17 protein-coding genes are annotated in these 20,866 nt (G+C 48.9%); 11 read left to right on the plus strand and 6 right to left on the minus strand.

Annotated elements, in window-relative coordinates:
• Nucleotides 1–91: 91 nt before the first annotated feature.
• From tnpA to metA, 5 genes are all read left to right on the plus strand, one after another.
• Nucleotides 92–532: an IS200/IS605 family transposase gene (tnpA, locus tag DWZ76_RS03055; RefSeq protein ID WP_118472003.1), complete on the plus strand. Its 441-nt coding sequence runs from the start codon at nt 92–94 to the stop codon at nt 530–532.
• Between the two features lie 8 nt (nt 533–540).
• On the plus strand, nt 541–1,866 hold the full coding sequence (locus tag DWZ76_RS03060) for an IS200/IS605 family accessory protein TnpB-related protein (RefSeq protein ID WP_118471802.1): 1,326 nt from the start codon (nt 541–543) through the stop codon (nt 1,864–1,866).
• Nucleotides 1,867–2,116: 250 nt separating this feature from the next.
• Nucleotides 2,117–2,905, plus strand: coding sequence for a pseudouridine synthase (locus DWZ76_RS03065; RefSeq protein ID WP_118471804.1), 789 nt, complete (start codon nt 2,117–2,119; stop codon nt 2,903–2,905).
• A 112-nt stretch (nt 2,906–3,017) separates the two neighbouring features.
• Nucleotides 3,018–4,979, plus strand: a complete 1,962-nt coding sequence (gene ligA, locus DWZ76_RS03070; protein ID WP_118471806.1) for an NAD-dependent DNA ligase LigA — start codon at nt 3,018–3,020, stop codon at nt 4,977–4,979.
• A gap of 171 nt (nt 4,980–5,150) precedes the next feature.
• A complete protein-coding gene (gene metA / locus DWZ76_RS03075; RefSeq protein WP_118471808.1) occupies nt 5,151–6,074 on the plus strand; it encodes a homoserine O-succinyltransferase in 924 nt (307 codons plus the stop codon).
• 308 nt (nt 6,075–6,382) lie between these two features.
• Here the strand turns inward: metA and DWZ76_RS03085 are convergent, their stop codons facing one another.
• The 4 genes from DWZ76_RS03085 to DWZ76_RS03100 form a co-directional block, all read right to left on the minus strand.
• Nucleotides 6,383–7,798 carry an alanine/glycine:cation symporter family protein gene (locus tag DWZ76_RS03085; protein WP_118467008.1) on the minus strand — a complete coding sequence of 472 codons (1,416 nt, stop codon included), beginning with the start codon at nt 7,796–7,798 and terminating at the stop codon, nt 6,383–6,385.
• A gap of 40 nt (nt 7,799–7,838) precedes the next feature.
• Nucleotides 7,839–8,771, minus strand: a complete 933-nt coding sequence (glsA, locus tag DWZ76_RS03090; protein ID WP_107001281.1) for a glutaminase A — start codon at nt 8,769–8,771, stop codon at nt 7,839–7,841.
• A gap of 232 nt (nt 8,772–9,003) precedes the next feature.
• On the minus strand, nt 9,004–9,936 hold the full coding sequence (locus tag DWZ76_RS03095; RefSeq protein ID WP_118471810.1) for a LysR family transcriptional regulator: 933 nt from the start codon (nt 9,934–9,936) through the stop codon (nt 9,004–9,006).
• Between the two features lie 118 nt (nt 9,937–10,054).
• Complete coding sequence (locus DWZ76_RS03100) at nt 10,055–11,545, minus strand: polysaccharide biosynthesis protein (protein WP_118467012.1); 1,491 nt, start codon at nt 11,543–11,545, stop codon at nt 10,055–10,057.
• A gap of 282 nt (nt 11,546–11,827) precedes the next feature.
• Between DWZ76_RS03100 and DWZ76_RS03105 the strand changes: the two genes are divergently transcribed.
• Both DWZ76_RS03105 and DWZ76_RS03110 read left to right on the plus strand, forming a co-directional pair.
• Nucleotides 11,828–13,123: a Na+/H+ antiporter NhaC family protein gene (locus tag DWZ76_RS03105; RefSeq protein ID WP_118467014.1), complete on the plus strand. Its 1,296-nt coding sequence runs from the start codon at nt 11,828–11,830 to the stop codon at nt 13,121–13,123.
• Between the two features lie 19 nt (nt 13,124–13,142).
• Nucleotides 13,143–14,057, plus strand: coding sequence for an AEC family transporter (locus DWZ76_RS03110; RefSeq protein ID WP_117796001.1), 915 nt, complete (start codon nt 13,143–13,145; stop codon nt 14,055–14,057).
• Between the two features lie 186 nt (nt 14,058–14,243).
• Here DWZ76_RS03110 and DWZ76_RS03115 read toward each other — a convergent pair whose 3' ends face one another.
• Entirely contained in the window at nt 14,244–15,044 is an 801-nt protein-coding gene (locus tag DWZ76_RS03115; RefSeq protein WP_118467018.1) for a helix-turn-helix transcriptional regulator, read from the minus strand.
• 436 nt (nt 15,045–15,480) lie between these two features.
• On the opposite strand from DWZ76_RS03115, the gene DWZ76_RS03120 reads away from it, so the two are divergent.
• Genes DWZ76_RS03120 through DWZ76_RS03130 form a run of 3 tightly spaced genes read left to right on the plus strand, consistent with a single transcriptional unit; the run spans nt 15,481 to nt 19,170 of the window.
• Nucleotides 15,481–15,984, plus strand: a complete 504-nt coding sequence (locus tag DWZ76_RS03120) for an NAD(P)H-dependent oxidoreductase subunit E (protein ID WP_107001275.1) — start codon at nt 15,481–15,483, stop codon at nt 15,982–15,984.
• A 1-nt stretch (nt 15,985) separates the two neighbouring features.
• Nucleotides 15,986–17,449, plus strand: coding sequence for an NADH-quinone oxidoreductase subunit NuoF (gene nuoF, locus DWZ76_RS03125; RefSeq protein ID WP_181986212.1), 1,464 nt, complete (start codon nt 15,986–15,988; stop codon nt 17,447–17,449).
• Entirely contained in the window at nt 17,446–19,170 is a 1,725-nt protein-coding gene (locus DWZ76_RS03130) for an NADH-dependent [FeFe] hydrogenase, group A6 (RefSeq protein ID WP_333549122.1), read from the plus strand. The genes nuoF and DWZ76_RS03130 overlap by 4 nt, the downstream gene beginning before the upstream one ends.
• 92 nt (nt 19,171–19,262) lie before the next feature.
• On the opposite strand, the gene DWZ76_RS03135 is transcribed toward DWZ76_RS03130, so the two are convergent.
• Nucleotides 19,263–20,219 carry a DUF3878 family protein gene (locus tag DWZ76_RS03135; RefSeq protein WP_118471812.1) on the minus strand — a complete coding sequence of 319 codons (957 nt, stop codon included), beginning with the start codon at nt 20,217–20,219 and terminating at the stop codon, nt 19,263–19,265.
• A 364-nt stretch (nt 20,220–20,583) separates the two neighbouring features.
• On the opposite strand from DWZ76_RS03135, the gene DWZ76_RS03140 reads away from it, so the two are divergent.
• Nucleotides 20,584–20,805 carry a DUF1858 domain-containing protein gene (locus tag DWZ76_RS03140; RefSeq protein ID WP_107001272.1) on the plus strand — a complete coding sequence of 74 codons (222 nt, stop codon included), beginning with the start codon at nt 20,584–20,586 and terminating at the stop codon, nt 20,803–20,805.
• Nucleotides 20,806–20,866: the final 61 nt, after the last annotated feature.

The raw sequence follows: 20,866 nt of genomic DNA on the forward strand, positions 1-20,866 counted from the left end.
TGTAGTAGTGATGAGTTAGGTGCGCCAAATTTTTTATCAAGATACAGAACTAGCGTTTGCCAAGTGTGGGGGCATATGGTATAATATAAACATGGAAAAAGATATATTTACTATTAAGAGAAATACACTTTCATATGGTAGAGGATATGTGTATTCTTTGCAATATCATCTTGTCTGGTGCACGAAATATCGAAAACAGGTCCTGAAAAATGGGATAGACGCAGAATGTAAAAAAATGTTGTATGGGCTTGCGGAGGAATACAAATTTAAGATTCTGGCGATGGAGGTTATGCCAGATCATATTCATTTACTTCTGGATTGCAAACCGCAATTTTTTATATCAGACATGATAAAGATTATGAAGGGGAATCTGGCACGTCAGTTGTTTCTTTCGCATCCGGAATTAAAACAGGAGCTGTGGGGAGGACATTTGTGGAATCCATCGTATTGTGCAGTCACCGTAAGTGACCGAAGCAGGGATCTGGTAGTGGCATACATTGAGGGACAAAAAGAGAAGGAAAAAAGAAAGTAGGAAATTTTATGCAGATTGTATCCAGCTATGGAGTAGAAATTAAAAAAAAGAATATACCGCTCCGCTCTACGCTGGATATTTTTCGGAAGGCAGTTTCCTATCTGATTCCGGTGTATGCAGAGACCTGGGAAGAACTTTCAGAAATCAGAAATCCACAAAAACGCTTTAATGAAGCGGAACATCTGGTACATGAGACAAAAAAGAATCATGCCAGATTTCTGTTTGACCGTCATTTCCCTAAGATGCCATCTTATCTGAGAAGAGCGGCGATTCAACACGCACTTGGAGCCGTGTCCTCCTATCAGACACGCCTTAGTTTGTGGGAAAAGGGAGAACTGAGAGGAAAACCGAAGCTGGTCTGTGAGAATCATGCGATGCCGGTATTTTATCGGGATGTCATGTATAAGGAAGCAGAACCGGGAGAAGATGCGGCACATTTAAAGCTGTTTGATGGGCGGGAGTGGAAGTGGTTTCAAGTAAAATTACTTCATACCGATATGGAATATCTGCGAAAAAAATGGAGTGGTAAAAAGGCATCTGCCCCTACTTTGGAAAGGAAACATCATAAATATTTCCTTCGGTTTTCATACACAGAGGAAGTAAGCTTATCAAAGACAGATGTAAAAGAGCAGGTGATATGCAGCGTTGCTTTAGGAATCAATACGGATGCGGTCTGCAGCATCATGCGTGCAGATGGCACTATCCTGGGACGTAAATTTATAAATTTCTCCAGTGATAAAGATCATTTGTATCATGTGCTTGGCAGAATCCGCCGTTTTCAGAGGGAACATTCCTCCAGACAGGTCCAAAGCCGATGGGATTATGCAAAAAGGCTGAATATGGAGCTGTCCCGCAAAATAGCTGCGGAGATCACGAAATATGCCGCAGAGTATCAGGCAGGTGTAATTGTGTTTGAGTATCTGGAAATGCAGGGAAAAATATCCGGAAAAAAGAAACAAAAGCTTCATTTATGGAGAAAGCGGGATATTCAGAAACTGTGTGAACATCAGGCACATCGGAACGGAATTCGTGTGTCCAGGGTCAGTGCCCGGAACACCAGCAGGCTGGCCTGTGACGGAAGCGGAGCGGTAGTAAGAAACCAGGAGAACCATAGCCTATGTACCTTCCGGACCGGAAAACAGTATAACTGCGACCTGTCAGCATCCTATAATATCGGAGCGAGATATTTTATACGGGAATTTTTAAAACCCTTGCCGGAAACGGAAAGGTCTTCACTGGAGGCAAAAGTACCTGCAGTGAAGCGTAGAACCTCCTGTGTTTATGCAGATTTGAGAAAGCTTTATGTAGAAGTAAACAATTTAAAAGCGGCATAAATGCAGGCAGATATACAGCGGACTACCTGTAATGTGGAAACCAGCCGTATCCGGCATGGGAAAAGTGCGTATCCGCACGAATTCTAAGTTACTGGCGTATCCGCCGATATTTAGTCTTGCCGTTTAAAACGGCTGAGAAGCATGTGACTTTAGCCATGTGAGGTTCACCCCCATGGACGAAAATGTTATAATTTTTATACTTTGGTTGCCGGAATCCTACGGCACAATAAATCGAAATGAGATGAATAAAATGCAAAAAAATCAAAATGATACATCATACAAGAGAGCACAGCCAAGTGAAAAGCAGGAATCCCGGATTCCAGCGGAAGGCGTTCGTTTAAATCGCTTTTTGAGCGAGGCGGGCATCTGCTCCCGGCGGGAGGCGGATCGGCGGATCGCGGACGGGCGTGTGACGATCGATGGGCGCGTGGCAGAGGTCGGACAGAAGCTGATGCCGGGACAGCGCGTGGCGTGCGATGGCGTAGCGGTGTCCGGCAAGGATGCGCCGGTGCTTTTAGCGGTCAATAAGCCGCGGGGGATTGTCTGCACGACTTCTGATAAAGATCGGGCAGAAAATATCGTAGAATTTTTAGATTATCCGGTCCGGATTTACCCGATCGGGCGTCTGGACAAGGATTCAGAAGGGCTGCTTCTCATGACGAATGAGGGCGAGCTGGTCAACCGGATTCTAAGGGCTCGTTACGGACATGAAAAGGAATATCTGGTAACGGTGGATAAACCCATTGATAGTGAGTTTGTCCGGAAGATGAGCGCAGGAGTGAAGATTTTAGATACGGTTACCCGTCCTTGTGAGGTGGAAAAGACCGGGAAGACGAGTTTCCGGATCATCCTGACCCAGGGACTCAACCGCCAGATCCGCCGGATGTGCGAGGCGCTTGGGTACCAGGTACAGACATTAAAACGCGTCCGGATGCTGAACATTACGCTGGATGGGCTGAAAACAGGCGAGTACCGGGAAGTGACAGCGGCAGAGAGACAGAAATTAGAAGATATTTTGAACGGAAAGAAGAATGGCTGAGACAATGTTGTCTGGCAGTCAGTGCAGGTTCACATATGAGGTTGCATAGAAATGCTTGAAAACGCATTCAGAGGTAGTTGGAGAGAGCGATGGGAAAGGTGGAGTCAGATAGATGGCAGAGGACAAGACAAAACGGATACGGGAGCTGATTGGGACGCTGCGGGCAGCAGGGCGCGCCTATTATCAGGAGAGCCGGGAGATCATGAGCAACTTTGAGTATGATAAGCTTTATGATGAACTGGTTTCATTGGAGAAAGAGACGGGAATTGTGTTTGCGAACAGCCCGACGCAGAATGTAGGATATGAGGTAGTCAGCGCGCTTCCGAAGGAGCGCCATGAGAAGCCGATGCTTTCGTTAAATAAGACGAAGAGCGTGGAAGAGCTGGCAGACTGGCTCGGCGGGCAGACCGGGCTTTTATCCTGGAAGATGGACGGTCTGACGATCGTCCTGACCTATCAGAATGGAACACTTGTCAAGGCGGTTACGCGTGGAAATGGTGAGATCGGCGAGGTTATCACGGCAAATGCAAAGGCGTTCGTCAATGTGCCGTTAAATATTTCCTATCAGGGTGAGCTTATCCTGCGCGGCGAGGCGATCATCCGGTATTCGGATTTTGAGAAGATCAATGAGCAGATCGAGGATGTCGATGCGAAATATAAGAATCCGCGAAACTTATGCAGCGGTTCGGTGCGTCAGTTAAACAGCGAAATCACAGCGCAGAGACAGGTCCATTTTTATGCGTTCAGCCTTGTAAAGGCGGATGGCATTGATTTCAAAAATTCGCGGAAAGAGCAGTTTGAATGGCTGAAAACACAGGGGTTTGAGGTCGTAGAGTACCATGAGGTGACAAAAGAGACGCTGCCGGAGACGGTCAAAATGTATTCTGAGGCGATTGCGGAAAATGATACGCCGTCGGATGGACTGGTGCTTTTGTATGATGATATTGCCTACGGCCAGTCGCTGGGGCGGACGGCAAAATTTCCGCGCGATTCGATCGCATTCAAGTGGGCGGATGAGATTCAGGAGACGACGCTTCTCTATATTGAATGGAGCGCGTCGAGAACGGGGCTGATTAACCCGGTGGCAGTATTTGAACCGGTTGAGCTGGAGGGAACGACGGTCAGCCGTGCCAGTGTCCACAACATCAGCATCATGGAGGCGCTGGAACTGGGGGCAGGCGACCGGATTACGGTTTATAAGGCAAATATGATCATTCCGCAGATCGCGGATAACCTGACGCGCAGCGGCGTCCGGGATATTCCGGAGGCATGTCCGGTGTGCGGCGGTCAGACGGAGGTGCGCCAGCTCAACGATGTAAAATCACTCTACTGCACGAACCCGGACTGCCAGGCGAAGAAGATCAAGAGTTTTACTCTTTTTACAAGCCGCGATGCCTTAAATATTGCGGGACTTTCAGAGGCGACGCTGGAGAAATTTATCGGCGTCGGCATGATTCATGAGTATGCGGACATTTTCCATCTGGACCGCCATCAGGAAGAGATCGTCGAGATGGACGGATTCGGGCAGAAATCGTATGACAATCTGATTGCGGCGGCTGAGAAAGCGTCCCACACGACCCTGCCGAGAATGGTGTACGGTCTGGGCGTTGCAGGCATCGGTCTGGCAAATGCCAAGATGATTTGCCGTCATTTTAAAAATGATTTTGAGGTGATGCGTCACGCCACCGTGGAAGAGCTGGTCGAGATTGATGGAATCGGGGAAGTTCTGGCGCAGGCGTGGACGGCATTCTTTTCGGATGGAAAGAATAATGCGATCGTCGATCATCTGCTGGCGGAGCTGACCTTTGAGGCAGAAGACGAAGAAAGCAGCGAGGGTGCAGATGAGGCATTCGCCGGGATGAATTTCGTCATTACCGGTTCGCTGGAACATTTCAAAAACCGGAAAGAGCTGCAGGAGCTGATTGAGCGCCGCGGCGGCAAGGTGACCGGAAGCGTGACGTCCAAGACGAATTATCTGATCAATAATGATGTGGCGTCGTCGTCCTCGAAGAATAAGAAGGCGCGGGAATTGGGGGTGCCGATTCTTTCGGAGGAGGAGTTTTTGAAGCTATAAGAGAGGTGAAAAAGCCGGACGCCAGACAGTGTTTAGCTGGCTTTTTTTTGCAGCTTGTGTTATGATTAGGAATGCTGATATAGTTTTTATTGTAAGTAGAAATGAATCATATCGGTATATAATAGAATCCTAAAATTCAAACGAATTTTATATAAAAGGGGATATATAACTATGCCAATTAAAATACAAAAGGATCTTCCTGCTAGGGCAATTTTGGAATCGGAGAATATATTTGTGATGGATGAGGATCGGGCGATGAGCCAGGATATTCGTCCGCTTGAGATTTTGATTCTGAACCTGATGCCGATCAAGGAGGATACGGAGACGCAGCTTCTGCGGGCACTTTCGAATACGCCGCTGCAGGTGGACTGTTCATTCCTGATGCTGGAAACGCACATTTCGAAAAATACATCACAGACGCATCTGAATAAGTTTTATGTGACGTTTGACGAGATCCGCCGCAAGCGCTTTGATGGTATGATTATTACCGGCGCGCCGGTGGAGAATATGGAGTTTGAGGAGATCAACTACTGGGACGAGCTGACGAAGATCATGGAGTGGAGCAAGACGCATGTGACCTCGACGTTTCATATCTGCTGGGGTATGCAGGCGGGACTCTATTATCATTATGGAATTCAGAAACATCAGAGAAAGACAAAGCTTTCCGGCATTTACAGACATCGTCTTTTGAACCGGAAGATCCCGCTGGTCCGTAGCCTTGATGATTATTTTTACTGCCCGCATTCCCGTTACACGGAAGACCGGGAAGAGGATATTCTGAAACATCCGGAATTGCAGATTCTTGCGAAATCGGATGAGGCTGGCGTATTTCTGGTGATGAACCAGGATGGAAGCCAGATTTTCGTTCAGGGGCATCCAGAGTATGATCGCATGACGTTAAACAACGAGTACCACCGCGATCTGAAAAAAGGCTTAAATCCGCAGGTACCGTGCAACTATTACCCGGACAACGATCCATTTTCCATGCCGGTGCTGAAATGGAGAAATATGTCCAACACGCTGTACACGAACTGGCTGAATTACTATGTATACCAGATGACGCCGTACGTGCTGAAAGAGGATGAGCAGGAGTAGGAACAGAAATCTGCTATTTATGAGAGTATAAGATATAGAAATAGAGATTTCGATAAAATTGATCGGGGAAAATATCTTCTTCGAACTGGATGATGGGAGCCGCCGTCGGAGTGGTGCTGCTGGCAGCTGGAATGTTTTTGATTTGGAAGAACCGCAAATAAGGCTGCAGATTAATAAAACGGTAAAAAGATAGATATAATACAGATATGAAAAAATACAGGCAGGGCTGTCGGAATTTTGCACAGTGTGGTTGAAACCATGTGTGGGAAAGATTCTGACAGCCCTGTTTATGCGGATTTTTGTTTTTATTAATTCCAGAAATCGGTTTCTTCTTTCAACTCAATATCAGCTGCTTTAAAGACCGGATTCTTCCCAGCCTGTTTCTGTGCCCGGTAGTCTTCCAGGCAGCGGAGCGCCGGCTTGGCAATCAGGAAGATAATTGGTACGTTGATGACTGCCATCAGTCCCATCAGAACATCGGCGGTATCCCACACGATGCCGAGACTTGCCACAGAACCGATGAGGACAATCACGATAGCGATCACTCTCTGGGTAATCCGGACGCCCTTGACCGGAGTTTTGCCGCAGAGATAAGCCATGCCGGTTTCAGCAAAATAGTAGTTTCCGAGTAGCGTGGTAAAGGCAAATAAAATCAGGGCAACTGTGATAAATACAACACCTGCGGTGCCGAATACGTTATTCATAGCTGCCTGCACATATGCCATGCCAGCCATGTCTGCACTCGGTGCAACGCCGGAGCAGAGCAGTAAAAATGCGGTTGCAGAGCAGATGACAACAGTATCGATAAATACGGATAATACCTGAACAAGACCCTGTTTGACCGGGTGGCTGACACCCGCGGAACCGGCTGCGGTAGCGGAAGCACCGACACCTGCCTCATTGGAGAACAAGCCTCTCTTGATGCCGAGCATCACAACGGATCCCATGAAGCCGCCGAAGATAGCCTGAATATCAAAAGCCCCTTCAAAAATGCTTGCGAACATACCCGGAATCATGTTTCCGTGGAGAATAATCATCAGCAGGGCAGCTGCAATGTAAAGTCCGCCCATTACCGGAACAAGAATTCCTGTGATTTTAGCGATCTGTTTGCCGCCGCCGCTGATGCAGATGCCGAAGATAACAGCCTGGATGATACCGATGAGAATCGGAGTCAGGCTTGGATTGTAGAAACTGTATACTTTAAAAGAATCTGCCACATTGAAGGATGCAACGAGGTTAAATCCAACCATGTAAGTCAAAATCATGAAAATAGCATAGAGAACACCCAGCCATCTTTTTTTCAGAACGGCTTCAATATAGTAGGAAGGACCGCCGTAGCAACTTCCGTCCTCGGCACGGCGTTTGTAGATCTGTGCCAGCGTACTTTCTACAAATGCGGTTGCACTTCCGAGGATCGCGGTCATCCACATCCAAAAGATAGCGCCCGGACCGCCGAAACAGATGGCGGTAGAAATGCCGGCGATATTTCCGGTGCCGACGCGCGAAGCAGTGGAAACCATCAATGCCTGAAAGGCGGAAATAGACTCATCTTCCTTGTCGGATGGCTCCAGGATAACCCGGATAGATTCAAGTAAGTAACGAAGCTGTACCCCTTTGGTGCGGATGGTAAAATATATGCCGCCGCCTACCAGCAGGATGATTAACACGTAGCTGTAAAGATAGTTGCTTGCTGTGCCGATTATCTTTGCGTATAAATCTGCCATTTTAAAATACCCCTCTCATACAATTTACATATTGTTTTTGCTATAAAGTGTGCCGCTGCGGATCAAACATATGGAGATGCAGTTCATGTGACATATATTCAAGCACGCATTCTCCAGCGACGCTGTTCCCCTTTTTATCTAACGCCGGTCCGAAGATGCCGATTCCCATCTCGCCGTCTACCACTGATAAGATACCGCCGCCGACGCCGCTTTTGGATGGGATGCCGACCCGGACGGCAAATTCGCCGGAACCATCGTACATACCGCAGGTAAACATGAGTGTTTTGACGATTTTAACCGCCTGGCTGCTTAAAAGCCGTTTCCCCGTGTCTGGATGAATGCCATCGTTGGCGAGAATCAGTCCCAGTCCGGCGAGGCTTTCTGCCGTCACGCTGAGAGAGCACATTTTGACATAAAAATGCAGGCTGTTTTCCACATCTTTATTCTTTTCGATGTACCCCTTGCTCTCCAGCAGATAGGCGATTGCCCGGTTGCGGGAAATATGAGACATTTCCGAGTGATAAACCTTTTTGTCGAGGTTGATGTCCGGATCCATGCAGAGAGCCCGGATGGTATCAAGCATGGTATCGAAACTGATTTCGGAAGCAAGGCAGCTTGCCACTACGATAGCGCCTGCATTGATCATCGGGTTGTAGGGGGAACTGTCCGTATTTTCCAGTTTCATCAGCGAGTTAAATGGATCGCCGGTCGGCTCCATGCCTACTTTTTTAAATACCTGGTCGAAGCCGCAGATTTCCAGCGCGACTGCAAGGGTGATGATTTTGGAGATACTCTGAATACTGAATCGGACTTTCGTATCCCCGACGGAAATCCGTTTGCCGTTCCGGCAAAAAACACTGACTCCGAGCTGACTGCCATCTACCTTTCCAAGTTCTGGTATGTAGGTGGCAACTGCACCCTCATGGGTATGTGTTTTTCCCAGTGCAACGGCCTGTTCAAGTACATCTCTCATACTTAAACGCCTCCTGTTTTTTATTCGGTGTTGCTTTCTGATAGTATGGTAGCATGGGGAAGACAGTTTGTATAATGCGTGTCAGCTTTAAGGGATATGACAAAAAGGTATAACGGGATATATATGTCAGATATGAATAAATATTTATGATGAACGGGGAAGAGGTGCTGAAAAGGATCAAAAAAAACTGCCGGGACGGCTGTGAATGTCCGGCAGCTTTGATGGTGTTTTTTTAGAGAAGTTTTTTCTTTAAGTCATAAATAAATTCTTGTACGATCGCCGTCATTGGCGTGTCTTTCCGCATTGCATATCCAAATTCCAGCATAAAACCACAGTTTGGAATCGGAATAGAAGTGGACTGGTAGGAGGCTTCTTGTTTGGCGAAATCGTGGATGCCGATGCTGTAGCAGTCACTGATCGAGATCATGTACATCAGGGTGGCGCGGCTGGAAATATAGGTGATTTTCGAGCGCATTTTTTCTGCATTCTGATCTCCTTCGGAGAGAAGCTGGTAAATATAATCATCGCATTGTCCAAGATACCAAAGAAAGCCGTACTCTGCCAGTGTGTGCAGGTTGACCGGTTTCTGTTGCAGCAGAAGCGGATGTTTGCGGGAAATGATAATGTGTGGTTCGATGTTGGCAAGAAAATGGTATTCCAGCCCTTTTGATTCGAGCAAGGCCTCCATTTCACGCCGTTTGCGGCTGTCAAAATGAAACACGCCTACATCGACACGCCCGGATACCACATCCTCGATGACTTCGTCTGAATTGCCTTCATACAGTCGATGGGAGAAGGATGGCTGATCGCGGTGACGCAGGACTATTTCACTGAAACTTTCCATGATATGGGAAAAACGTGTCATGGAGACAGCCAGCGGATCAGAAATTTTGATTTGTTCCTTCTTTTTCTGAAACCAGAGCTGTTCCATTTCGTCAATGATTTTTTCGGAATGTGTCAGAAATTCCATTCCTTCAGGCGTTAATGTTACGCCTGAGCGGCTGCGGTTAAAGAGCCTGGCGCCGAGATTTTCTTCCAGATCGTGCATGATTTTCCCAAGATACGGCTGGGAAATATAGAGCGCCTGGGCGGCTTTATTGATGGATCCGAGGCGCGCTACCTTGATAAAATATTCTAAATGCCGAAAATTGATATCGTATTTCAAAAAAGTTCCCCCTTTGTAAATCCCCCTGAATGTAATAAGTATAAAATAAAAAAATGTAAATTGCCAGAAAATACCTAAACATATTGCATTTAAGGGATATAGCAAAATAGCATATAATTTATTGTTTGACTGTACCTGTATGTAAGAGAAGCAGTCCTCCTATATACAGCAGGCAAAGGATACCGGACTGGATGAGGACAGGCGGAAACAGGTGAGGCAGGTAAGACGCGTTTGGAATAACTTCTAACATCCCAATCGAAACCAGCAGGCAGAATGACGGTTTTACAATGCCCTGGCTGACTGGTAGGCGGATCGGGACTTCGCAGGCGAGGGCGTGGATGTGGAGAAAGGCGAGCACCAGTTCGCTGATGAGAAGCGCCGCCAGATAGGCGAAAATTCCCCATCGCGGGATGGCGAAAAGGACGAGCGACAGGGTGAGAAGCATGGAAACCGTATGGTGGACGAAGACGGTTCCCGTTTTCCCAAGTCCGTTTAAAATACTTCCCATGGTAGTGGAGAGGTAGAGAAACGGGCAGAGCCAGGATAAAATCTGGATGAAACGTCCGGCATCGGCGTTGTGGTAAAAGGTTTCGCCCAGTGCTGGACCAAAGCGGGTGAAGAGCCCGACGCAGAGAATTCCCATGTACAGGCTGTAGCGGAGTGCCATGGAGATGGTGCGTTCGATTTTGTCCGGCTGATTCTGCGCCTGCGCTTCCGAGACTGCCGGGAGCAGGACGACGGCGAGGGAGTTGGTGATGGCGGATGGAAAGAGGACAAAGGGGAGTGCCATGCCTGTGAGGACTCCGTAAATACTGACCGATTCAACCCGCGAGAGCCCGGAGAGGAGAAGCTGGTTCGGTACAAAGATGGCTTCGAGACTCTGGAGAAAGCTGAGCGTGAGGCGATTCGCCATGAGGGGGAGTGCCATGGTGAGGAGGGGGAGGAGCAGGGGAGTAATAGGTGTGTTTGCATTTGGCAGTATGGCAACGGACTTCGAGCATCCATAAACCAGCAGACAGAACACCGCCGATGCCGCTTCCCCGATCAACAGCCCCCAGACAGCCAGCAGCACCGTGATCGGAATCCTGTTCGTGCGGCAGACATGGACGATCAGCAGGACGGAGAAAATGCGGATGCACTGCTCGACCACCTGTGAAAATGCCGGGACTGCCGTTTTTTTGAGCCCATAATAATACCCGCAGCAGCAGGCATGGATCGCGCAGAAGGGGATCGAGAGGGCGAGTGCGGGCAGAAGCGGCGCACATTCGGGCGCAAGAAGGACGCGCGCGGCGAGAAAATCGGCGAAGGTGTAGATCAAAGAGGTCAGCGGCAGGGCGATCGATAGTGAGAGTGCGAGGCTGACCCGCAAAAAGGCGCGTCCCTTTTCCGGGGAGGCGGCGGTCAGGCGGGAGAGTGAAGTCTGGATTGGACCGGCGCAGAGAGCAAATGCGATGCCATGTATGGGAAAAATCATCTGATATAAACCCAGACCTTCGGCGCCGATCGTCCGGGAGAGAAAGATGCGGTAGAAAAAGCCGAGAATCCGGCAGAAAAATCCGACTGCTGTCAGGAGCAGGGTTCCGGTAATCAAAGGATGAAATCTTCGCATAGCAGATCTCCGGGGAGGGTATGTCAGAAAAGTATATGAAGAAATAGAAAAAAGTAGAAGAAAGCTGGACGATTATAAAATGTTGGGAAGTCTTCTTTTTTAGATCAAGAAACAAACGAATAGAGAAAAAGCAGGGATTTTTTGCGTAAGATACAAAAATTAGCTGTATTTAATACATAAAATAACAGATGGACATTAAGGTGGAACAGGAATATACTAAAAACATCAAAAACAAAAGATTATGATGAAAAATAACAGGTTGGTAGGAAAGAGAGAGGAAGTATGCTGGAGGGAATTGTATTACTTGCATTTATCGCGGCGCTGGCAGGCTGCGTGTTTACCGGCGCGTCCGTGCTTTGGGCGTTGGCGGGTGGCTATCTGATTTTCTGTGCGTATGGCCTGATTCGGAAGCACAGCCTCGCGGAACTCGGAAAAATGTCGCTTTCTGGCGTTAAAACCGTCCGCAATATCCTGATGATTTTCGGACTTATTGGCTTTATCACAGCGCTGTGGCGGGCATCCGGCACGATCGCCGTGATCGTGTGCTGGTCGTCGAAGCTGGTGTCGCCGTCGGCATTTCTGGTGATCGCGTTCCTTCTTAACTGTATGGTGTCGATCCTGACCGGAACCTCCTTTGGAACCGGCGCGACGATGGGCGTTATCTGTATGGCGATGGGACGTGCGATGGAGCTTGACCCGTTCTGGATCGGCGGTGCGATTCTTTCTGGCATCTATTTTGGCGACCGCTGTTCACCGGTATCGTCCAGCGCGAATCTTGTCTGTGTGCTGACGAAGACGGATATTTATGAAAATATCCGCGAAATGATAAAGACATCGCTGGTGCCATTTGTGGCTACATGTATTCTCTATTATATAGTGGGACGTTCCATGAGTGCCGGAAACGGACGGATGGATGTGGAAGGGCTGTTTTCCAATCGTTTTGTACTTCATTGGAGCGCGGTAATCCCGGCGGCGATTATCCTGGTGCTGTCTGTGTTCCGGGTGGAGGTCAAGAAAACGATGCTGATCAGCATTGTGTTGGCGGCGTTTCTGAGCGTGGTGCTGCAGGGGCGGACAATCGAAGAAATTTTACAGATGTGCCTGACCGGTTATCAGGCAAGCGATCCGGCGCTCAATGCTATGATGAACGGCGGCGGACTGAAATCAATGATTAAGGTGGCTGCGATTGTGAGCCTGTCCTCCTGTTATGCAGGAATTTTCGAGGGAACTGGGCTCTTGAAGCCGATTCAGGGGAAAATAGAGGCGTTGAGCCGGAAAATTACTCCGTTTGGTGCGACCTTTGCGGTGGCGGCAGTTGCTTCCATGATCGCTTGTAACCAGACGCTTTCGATCATGCTGACCCATCAGCTCTGCAAGGAAGGAAATCCAGATAATAAACGATTTGCAATCGATCTGGAAAATACGGCGGTTGTGCTGGCACCGCTGGTTCCGTGGTCGATCGCCGGAGCCGTTCCTCTGGCAGCCGTCGGTGCTCCGATTGCGAGTGTGGTGGTGGCGTCGTATCTGTACATACTGCCGATCTGGAGTTTTTTGGTTCGTCTCATAAGAAGGTCGTAGGAAAAGGAGGAAGAGCCATATGAATTTACTCGAACTTTGCAACCTACAGGGTTCCTTATTCCTGATGATACTGGCGGGTGCGGTACTGAAACGTCGAGGGATCATCAGCAAGGAAGGCGAAAAATGTCTGACGGATCTCTGCGTGAATATCGTGATTCCCTGCAATATTGTGAAATCGTGCCTGATTTCATTTGATGCTTCGATTTTTAAAACGTGCGGGTTGCTGTTGGCGGTTGGATTTGTCTTGCAGCTTGTCTGTGTGGCACTCAACAAAGTGCTGTTTAAGGAATATTCAGAGCAGCACCGGAAGGTGCTTCAATACTGTACGATCGTTTCCAACGGCGGATTCCTTGGAAACCCGGTTGCGGAAGGCGTATATGGAAGTATGGGACTTCTCTACGCATCCATTTTCCTGATTCCGATGCGCGTTGTCATGTGGTCGGCGGGTACATCCTATTTTGTTGGAGGCGGTTCTGACCGGAAAAAGGTATTGAGAAATGTCCTGACGCACCCGTGTCTGGTCGGTGTCTACATCGGTATGTTCCTGATGGCGACACAGCTGCAGCTTCCGGGCGTGCTGAAATCGACGGTTACCTACATTGGAAACTGTAACTCGGCGCTGACGATGTTTATTATCGGTACGATTCTGACCGATGTGAAACTGCGTGAGATTATTAATCCGACGGCCCTCAAATTCAGTGTGCTCCGTCTGTTCCTTCTTCCGCTTCTGGCATATGGAATCAGCCTGGCGGCCGGATTGGATTCGGTGGCAGCAGGTGTGGCAGTCATCATGACGGGAATGCCAGCCGGTGCAACTGCAGCGATCTTTGCGGCGCGCTATGACAGCGATGCACCGTTTGCAGCGAAAACGGTAGTGCTCACAACGCTGATTTCGATGATTACGATTCCGGCGTGGTGTCTGTTTATAGGATAAAAAGAATAGGTAAGAAGCAACAATAATAGAAAGAATACTAGAAAAATTGAGAAAATAATGTAAATATGGTAAATGAATATAAAAAGACCTGAAAGGTGCGGTAAATGGCTGCTCTTCAGGTCTTTTATATTTTAAAATGAATCAAAGGTTAAGCAAACAGAGGTTGAAAGAATTAGTTTATGATTCTTATTCATTCGTTTCACTCTTTCGTGAAATCCGCGCTTCTTCCAGATAATTATACAGTGTATACTTGGAAATCTGCATCGCGTCGCACAGGAGCAGGCTGGTTTTTGTGATCTTGAAGACGCCTTTCTGGTCAAGATAGTCGAGTGCACGAATCTTTTCTTCCTTGTTCATCAGCATCATCGGTTTTCCGATCATGGACTCTGCCTGATAAATATAGTGCTGTAAAATATCATCGACATTCTTTTTGAGAATAAAGTCGCGGTCAGACATGGCTGCCTGATTTGCGCCATTCGTGCCGTCCGTGCTGCCAGTTCCTGAAAAGGTGCCATCAGAAGCCATTCCGGATGGTGTGCAGCCAGACATGCCGTCGATCTGTGCGCCCACAGCTGCCGATACGCCGATGGTGCCTGGGCGTCCGATCAGATTTTGCAGGGCGCTCTGTGCCAGATAGAGATCGCGAACATCCATATTTAAGCAGACAGATCCGATAATTTTGTGATGTTCGTTCTCGATGAGCGTTGTGCAGGACTTAAAAAGCCGGTCTTTCTGGCTGGTATCGAGGGAAATGATCGAATGCTTGAGCGGCTCGATATCATTGCCAAGCTGTGTGATCATGCCGCCGCGCGGGGAACCGCCGACGTCGCGCCCGCTTAGCTGTGAGTTGAATGCGTAGACGATCGTGTGATCGTAGCCTTTGCGGTAATCGTGGACGATGATCTCACAGTTATCTCCGAGAAACTTTTGAAGTCCTTCGAGAAAACGGATGAGAAACTGAAAGTCCATGTAGTTGGAAATTTCCATGAATACCTCCTTTGGGGTGCTCTGTGCCTCGAGTGTGTATCGCAAAATTTTGCGTCTTAAAATAATTCGGAAAATGAAATGCACAGGGATTGTCTTTCTTTTGTCAAAGTTCCTGAAAAAAATTTTATCGCGTTCATTTTGCTGCGTCAATCCTGTTTCTATAGAAAAAAGTTAGTAGATAGGGAACATAAATAAGAGAATGTTCTCCTTTTTTGTTTAAAAATCAAAAATTCAGGTACAAGATAACGGGAAATGAGAGCAAACCTGTTTCTTTCATCATACTCTCAGACAAACTGTTTGTCAATTAACAAACCAAACTGTAAGTTTTTCTTGACAATTTGTCAGTGCATCCCTATAATTGAGAAAAAATCAAACAGACAGTTAGTCAAACAAAAAATAAGTTTGGAAAAATACAAACTGAAAGTGAGGGAGCAGGATGGACAGGGACAGTTATGTATATAAGACACCGGCTTCAAAGCTGGTACAGGTGGCTGCGATTGCGGCGGAATACAAGGGCAGACCGGATATGCTGATGACAGTGATCATCCGGGCGCAGAAGGTTGTGTCGGCATTTTCCAAGGAGGTGGCGTCAGTCATCGCCAGGGAGATGGATATTCCGATGAACAAGGTGTACAGTTTCATCACCTTTTATGCGATGCTGTCGGTAAAACCGAGGGGGCGCTACATTGTCCGGATGTGCAAGAGCGCGCCGTGCCACGTACATGGGGCGCAGGCAGTCGTTCAGGCGCTGGAGGATCAGCTCGGCATCAGCATCGGGGAGACGACCGAGGACGGAAGGTTCACCCTGGAATACTGTCCCTGCCTGGGACTCTGTGAAATATCCCCGGCGATCATGATCAATGAGCACGTGTACGGCAACCTGACGCCGGAATCGGTGCGGGATATTATCAAACAATATATACGGGAGGATGTGGAATAGTATGGAGGAAATGCACGTATTGCTGAAAAACCGCGGCAAGATTAATCCGAGAAGTTCACAGGAGTATGCGGACCGCGGCGGATTTGAAGCGCTGAAAAAAGCACTTTCGATGGACAGTGAAGCGATTATCGATGTGATCCGCGCCTCCGGACTTCGTGGACGCGGCGGTGCGGGATTCCCGACCTATCGCAAGATGGAGTTTACCGCCCACGCATCTGACCCAACGAGATACATCGTCTGTAACGCCGATGAGGGAGAGCCGGGAACGAATAAAGACCGGATTCTTCTCTCTACCGACCCGTGTGCGGTCTTCGAGGGCATGGCGATTGCTGGAAAAGCAGTCGGCGCCCATACCGGATATATTTATCTGAGAGCCGAGTATACATATTTGTTCCCGGTATTAAAAGATGCGCTGGAGGATGCGGAAAAACGCGGATTTTTAGGAAAAAATATGATGGAGAGCGGTTTTGACTTTGAAATCAAGTTCCGCTCCGGTGCGGGTGCTTACGTCTGCGGCGAGGAGACGGCATTGTTTGAGTCCATTGAGGGAAAACGAGGCGAGCCACGTTTCCGTCCGCCGTTTCCAAGCATTCACGGACTCTTTGGAAAACCGACCATGTTAAATAACGTAGAGACGCTGGCGAATATTGCACCGATCCTCTTAAACGGAGCGGAATGGTACCGCAGCATCGGCACAGCGAACAGCCCTGGCACAAAGCTTTTTACGGTCTGTGGAAATGTAGTCCGCAGGGGCGTATTTGAATTTCCGATGGGCGTGAACCTCAAAGATATCATTTATGAAGTGTGCGGCGGCATCGCGGATGGAAAAGGGCTTCTGGGCGTGCAGACCGGTGGTACCTCCGGTGCGATCATCAATGCCGATCAGATCGATATGACACTGGATATTGATACAGTTTCGGCATCCGGCGGACGTCTTGGCTGCGGTACGATTCTGGTCATCGACGACAGCAACTGTATTGTAGATATTGTGCGAAACAATTTGGACTTCTTCCGCGGCGAGTCATGCGGAAAATGTACACCGTGCCGCGAGGGCGGCCAGCAGCTTTACAATCTGGTTACCCGCATCAGCCGGGGGCTGGCGACTCTGCCGGATCTGGAAAAAATCGATGAGCTGACGGAGACGATGCGCCTGACTGCCCTGTGTGGTCTGGGACATTCGACCGCTGTTCCGGTGCAGACGAGCATCCAGAACTTCCGTAAGGAATATCTGGCGCACATCGACCGCGATTACTGCCCGGTCTGCGCTCAGGCAGCCGTGGCGGAAGGAATTTATGAAGCAGAAGAAGATTATAGAAACGATGGAAACAGCCGGATGGGAAGACGGCGTGCAGCAGTCGGTGAACGCGATGTCATGTATGATTCGTATGACGCGTATGCGAGACACCGCAGCCGGGGAACATCCTACGCGGGACGATTTGAGCGGAGAGGAGGAAGAGAAGCATGATGGTACATCTGACAATCGACGGGCAGCCGGTAGAGGTGGAGGAAGGAACGACGATCCTACAGGCGGCGAAAAAAGCCTGTATCCACATTCCGACTCTCTGTTATCATGAGGATCTGAGCATCAAGGCGGTCTGCCGCATCTGCGTGGTCGAGGTAGAAGGACAGAGACTGCTTCCGACGGCGTGCAGCACACCGGTTTCGGAGGGAATGGTCGTGCAGACGGCCTCCCCGAAGGTATTGAAAGCGAGAAGAAATATTCTGGAACTGATTTTTGCGAGACATCCGCAGGAATGCCTCGTATGTCCGAAGGACGGAAAATGCGATCTGCAGAAGGTAGCGCAGGATGTCGGAATGCACCTCGATATCCGCTATGACAAGCAGCTCCGCCATCAGAAGGAGGACTGGAGTTCTCCGGCCATCATGCGGAATCCGCAGAAATGTATTCTGTGCGGGCGTTGTATGGAGGTCTGCAATGAGATTCAGGGAATCAATGTCCTTTCGAAGGAAAACCGTGGATTCCATACGCTGATTGCCCCGGCCTATGGGGAAAAACTGGCTGATACCAATTGTATTAACTGCGGCCAGTGCGTGCAGGTGTGTCCGACCGGAGCATTGACGGTGCATTATCATACCTACGGGTTATATCGCCAGAAAGAATTAGGCAAAAAACTGATTATCCAGGTGGCTCCGTCCGTCCGCATTACGCTGGCGGAGGCACTGGGCGAACAGCCGGGCGTTGTCAGCACAGGACGTCTGGTGTCGGCTCTCAAGCGCCTGGGATTTTACAAGGTATTCGATTCCGATTTCTCTGCCGATCTGACGATCATGGAGGAAGGAACCGAGCTTTTGAACCGCCTGCAGAACGGCGGAACCCTGCCGATGATCACCTCCTGCTGTCCGGCGTGGGTCAAATATTGTGAAACCTATGCACCGGAGTATACAAAGCATTTATCGACGGCGAAATCTCCGCAGCAGATGTTCGGCGCGCTGATTAAAACCTGGTTTGCGAAGCGCGAGGGCATCGATCCGGGTGAGATCTGCAGTGTTTCCGTTATGCCGTGTACGGCAAAGAAATTTGAGTGTACCCGTCCGGAAATGAAGGACAGCGGCTACCAGGATGTGGATATTTCCATCACGGTTCAGGAACTGGCTGCCTTGATCCGTGCCGGTGGAATCGATTTTGCCGAGCTTCCGGATACACCGTTTGACGATCCATTTGGCGAAGGAAGCGGCGCGGGACTTATTTTCGGTGCTACTGGCGGCGTCATGGAGGCGGCACTCCGCACCGTCTACGCGGTGGTAACCGGCAAAGAGATGGAACATCTCGACTATACACCGGTCCGCGGCTTCGAGGGAATCAAGGAATCACAGGTTGATTTGAACGGCAGAGTCATCAAGGTAGCGGTGGCACATGGCATTAAAAATGCGAAAGTTTTGCTGGAAAAGGTAAAAAACGGAACCGCCGATTATCAGTTTATCGAGATCATGGCATGTCCGGGCGGCTGCATCGGCGGCGGTGGAAATCCGCCTAAGACATGGTCGATCATGGAGAAGCGGAAGAAAGCCATCTATGAGGCAGAGGCAGAGCTTCCGGTCAGACAGTCGCACAAGAACCCGGCGATCCAGAAAATTTATGAGACGTATCTGGGAGAACCGTGCGGGGAGCTGTCACATAAGCTGCTGCATACAGAGTACTGCAACCGGCAGGATCTGTTGCAATAAATTATTTTATTCCAACCATCATTTTCTTAAAAACAAGGTGAAAACCTGAGAACGGCTTCCAGTGCTGCCGCTCTCAGGTTTTTCACGTCCCACTACGGCTCCTCCCAGGTTTCAATCCTCGCCTTACGGTTCAAAATTCCTTTCTCCCATATCATTAAATGCATCTTAAATTCAATCGAATCCTGCGCTGTCGTAAAGGGTTCTTCACGCAGCAGTTCGGAGCGGATGCCGCGCTTTTCAAGCTCTTTCTGTCTTTTTTTGGCAAGAAGTTCGAGAGCCAGGTGACGGGTCTGCTGGGCTTTTCCGAAGGTGCGGGACGGATAGGCGGAAGAGGCTTTTTGAAGTTTCCGGGTCAGGAGATCGACTGTCTTGGCATGGGTGTTCCGGTGCAGGAGGCGGGCAATCTGACGGGCACGGCGCTTGGTGGGGTGCTGCTCATAGTCCTTCAGGCGATGTAGCAGTTTTGGATCACCGGCTTCGACGGCGATGGACTGGAAGACGCGCGAAGCGTCTTCGGAGAGATGCCAGGGATTTTCACGGATGACGCGGTATTTTTCCGGGACCGCCGGGTAGCAGCAGACGTTTAGCGGAGGAAATTCCGCGAGGGAGGCAAGCTCCCGCTCGTTTGCGTTGCAGGAGTTTTCCCCCAGATAGTCGAGTTTGTCGCGCAGGATGGCGATGCGGTATTCGAGCTGGCGGAGGTATTCGTAGCCTTTCATCCAGAAGTGCCCGATCTGACTGTAGTCATAGTAGTGATTTTCGAGAGTCAGATCTTCGAAAAAGAGTGTGACAACCGAGTCTCCCTGATGGACGATCAGGGCGTAGCGTTCGTTTTCATCCTGGGTTAAGAGGGCATCGAGTTCGCCCTCGTATGCCGGATCGTAGGTACCGGTCAGGCGGGCGTTGTGGAAGAGAAGGAAACTTTCGACTGCATCATTCATCAGGTAAACCAGGCGGATCGTGTCGGGAGCAGAAGTGCCGGTTTCCGGGAGAATAAGTTCGAACTGGTTTTCGGATAATAGTAATTCTAACATGGAAAAGGGATCCATTTTATAAAACTCCTTAATGTATAAAAATCAAAATGTTTTCCGACACAGGCAGAAAAACGGAGCCAGTGACTATCGTATTCTCAATACAGGAAAACATAGAACAATCATGGTAATTATAAGAGAAATAAGAAGAGGATGCAAGAGAAGAGCAATGCTGCTGCCGGATTGTACAAAATTTTCAGCTCAGAAAAATTTTTCCAGTGAATCGTAACATTTTCTATGTTTCACAAAAAAAGATAGTAAAACCGCGCGATTCGTGTTAATATAAGAAAGCATAAGAATAATCGCGGTGTTTTTGCAGCGGCGGTGAAAACCACAAAGCTGCGTAAGAGACTGCAAGTATGAATAGAAAGGAAAATTTATCATGGAAATCACAAAAGCAACCACGATGGGCGAGATGCTTCAGTATGATATGGGTATTGCATATGTTCTGATGGAGGCAGGCATGCACTGTGTTGGCTGTCCGTCTTCGATCGGTGAGTCTCTGGAGGAGGCCTGCATGGTACATGGTCTGAACGCAGACGAGGTTATGGCAAACATCCAGGAGTACCTGAACGCAAAGAAAGAGTCTGAGCAGGCTGAATAATTCAAATTTTAGATTTTAATAAAATTCTGGATAAAAAGACGCTGTGTACGAAGTAATGAGG

It is taken from the genome of Clostridium sp. AF35-15 (genome assembly GCF_003477745.1).
Taxonomy (GTDB): domain Bacteria; phylum Bacillota; class Clostridia; order Lachnospirales; family Lachnospiraceae; genus Otoolea; species Otoolea fessa.

Bases quoted from the DNA above. Each gene is read 5' to 3' on its own strand.
- DWZ76_RS03115 (WP_118467018.1), bottom strand. From the start codon at position 15,044: ATGGAAATTTCCAACTACATGGACTTTCAGTTTCTCATCCGTTTTCTC.
- nuoF (WP_181986212.1), top strand. From the start codon at position 15,986: ATGGAGGAAATGCACGTATTGCTGAAAAACCGCGGCAAGATTAATCCG.
- DWZ76_RS03105 (WP_118467014.1), top strand. From the start codon at position 11,828: ATGCTGGAGGGAATTGTATTACTTGCATTTATCGCGGCGCTGGCAGGC.
- DWZ76_RS03065 (WP_118471804.1), top strand. From the start codon at position 2,117: ATGCAAAAAAATCAAAATGATACATCATACAAGAGAGCACAGCCAAGT.
- DWZ76_RS03110 (WP_117796001.1), top strand. From the start codon at position 13,143: ATGAATTTACTCGAACTTTGCAACCTACAGGGTTCCTTATTCCTGATG.
- DWZ76_RS03130 (WP_333549122.1), top strand. From the start codon at position 17,446: ATGATGGTACATCTGACAATCGACGGGCAGCCGGTAGAGGTGGAGGAA.
- glsA (WP_107001281.1), bottom strand. From the start codon at position 8,771: ATGAGAGATGTACTTGAACAGGCCGTTGCACTGGGAAAAACACATACC.
- tnpA (WP_118472003.1), top strand. From the start codon at position 92: ATGGAAAAAGATATATTTACTATTAAGAGAAATACACTTTCATATGGT.
- ligA (WP_118471806.1), top strand. From the start codon at position 3,018: ATGGCAGAGGACAAGACAAAACGGATACGGGAGCTGATTGGGACGCTG.
- DWZ76_RS03140 (WP_107001272.1), top strand. From the start codon at position 20,584: ATGGAAATCACAAAAGCAACCACGATGGGCGAGATGCTTCAGTATGAT.
- metA (WP_118471808.1), top strand. From the start codon at position 5,151: ATGCCAATTAAAATACAAAAGGATCTTCCTGCTAGGGCAATTTTGGAA.
- DWZ76_RS03135 (WP_118471812.1), bottom strand. From the start codon at position 20,219: ATGGATCCCTTTTCCATGTTAGAATTACTATTATCCGAAAACCAGTTC.
- DWZ76_RS03120 (WP_107001275.1), top strand. From the start codon at position 15,481: ATGGACAGGGACAGTTATGTATATAAGACACCGGCTTCAAAGCTGGTA.
- DWZ76_RS03060 (WP_118471802.1), top strand. From the start codon at position 541: ATGCAGATTGTATCCAGCTATGGAGTAGAAATTAAAAAAAAGAATATA.
- DWZ76_RS03085 (WP_118467008.1), bottom strand. From the start codon at position 7,798: ATGGCAGATTTATACGCAAAGATAATCGGCACAGCAAGCAACTATCTT.
- DWZ76_RS03100 (WP_118467012.1), bottom strand. From the start codon at position 11,545: ATGCGAAGATTTCATCCTTTGATTACCGGAACCCTGCTCCTGACAGCA.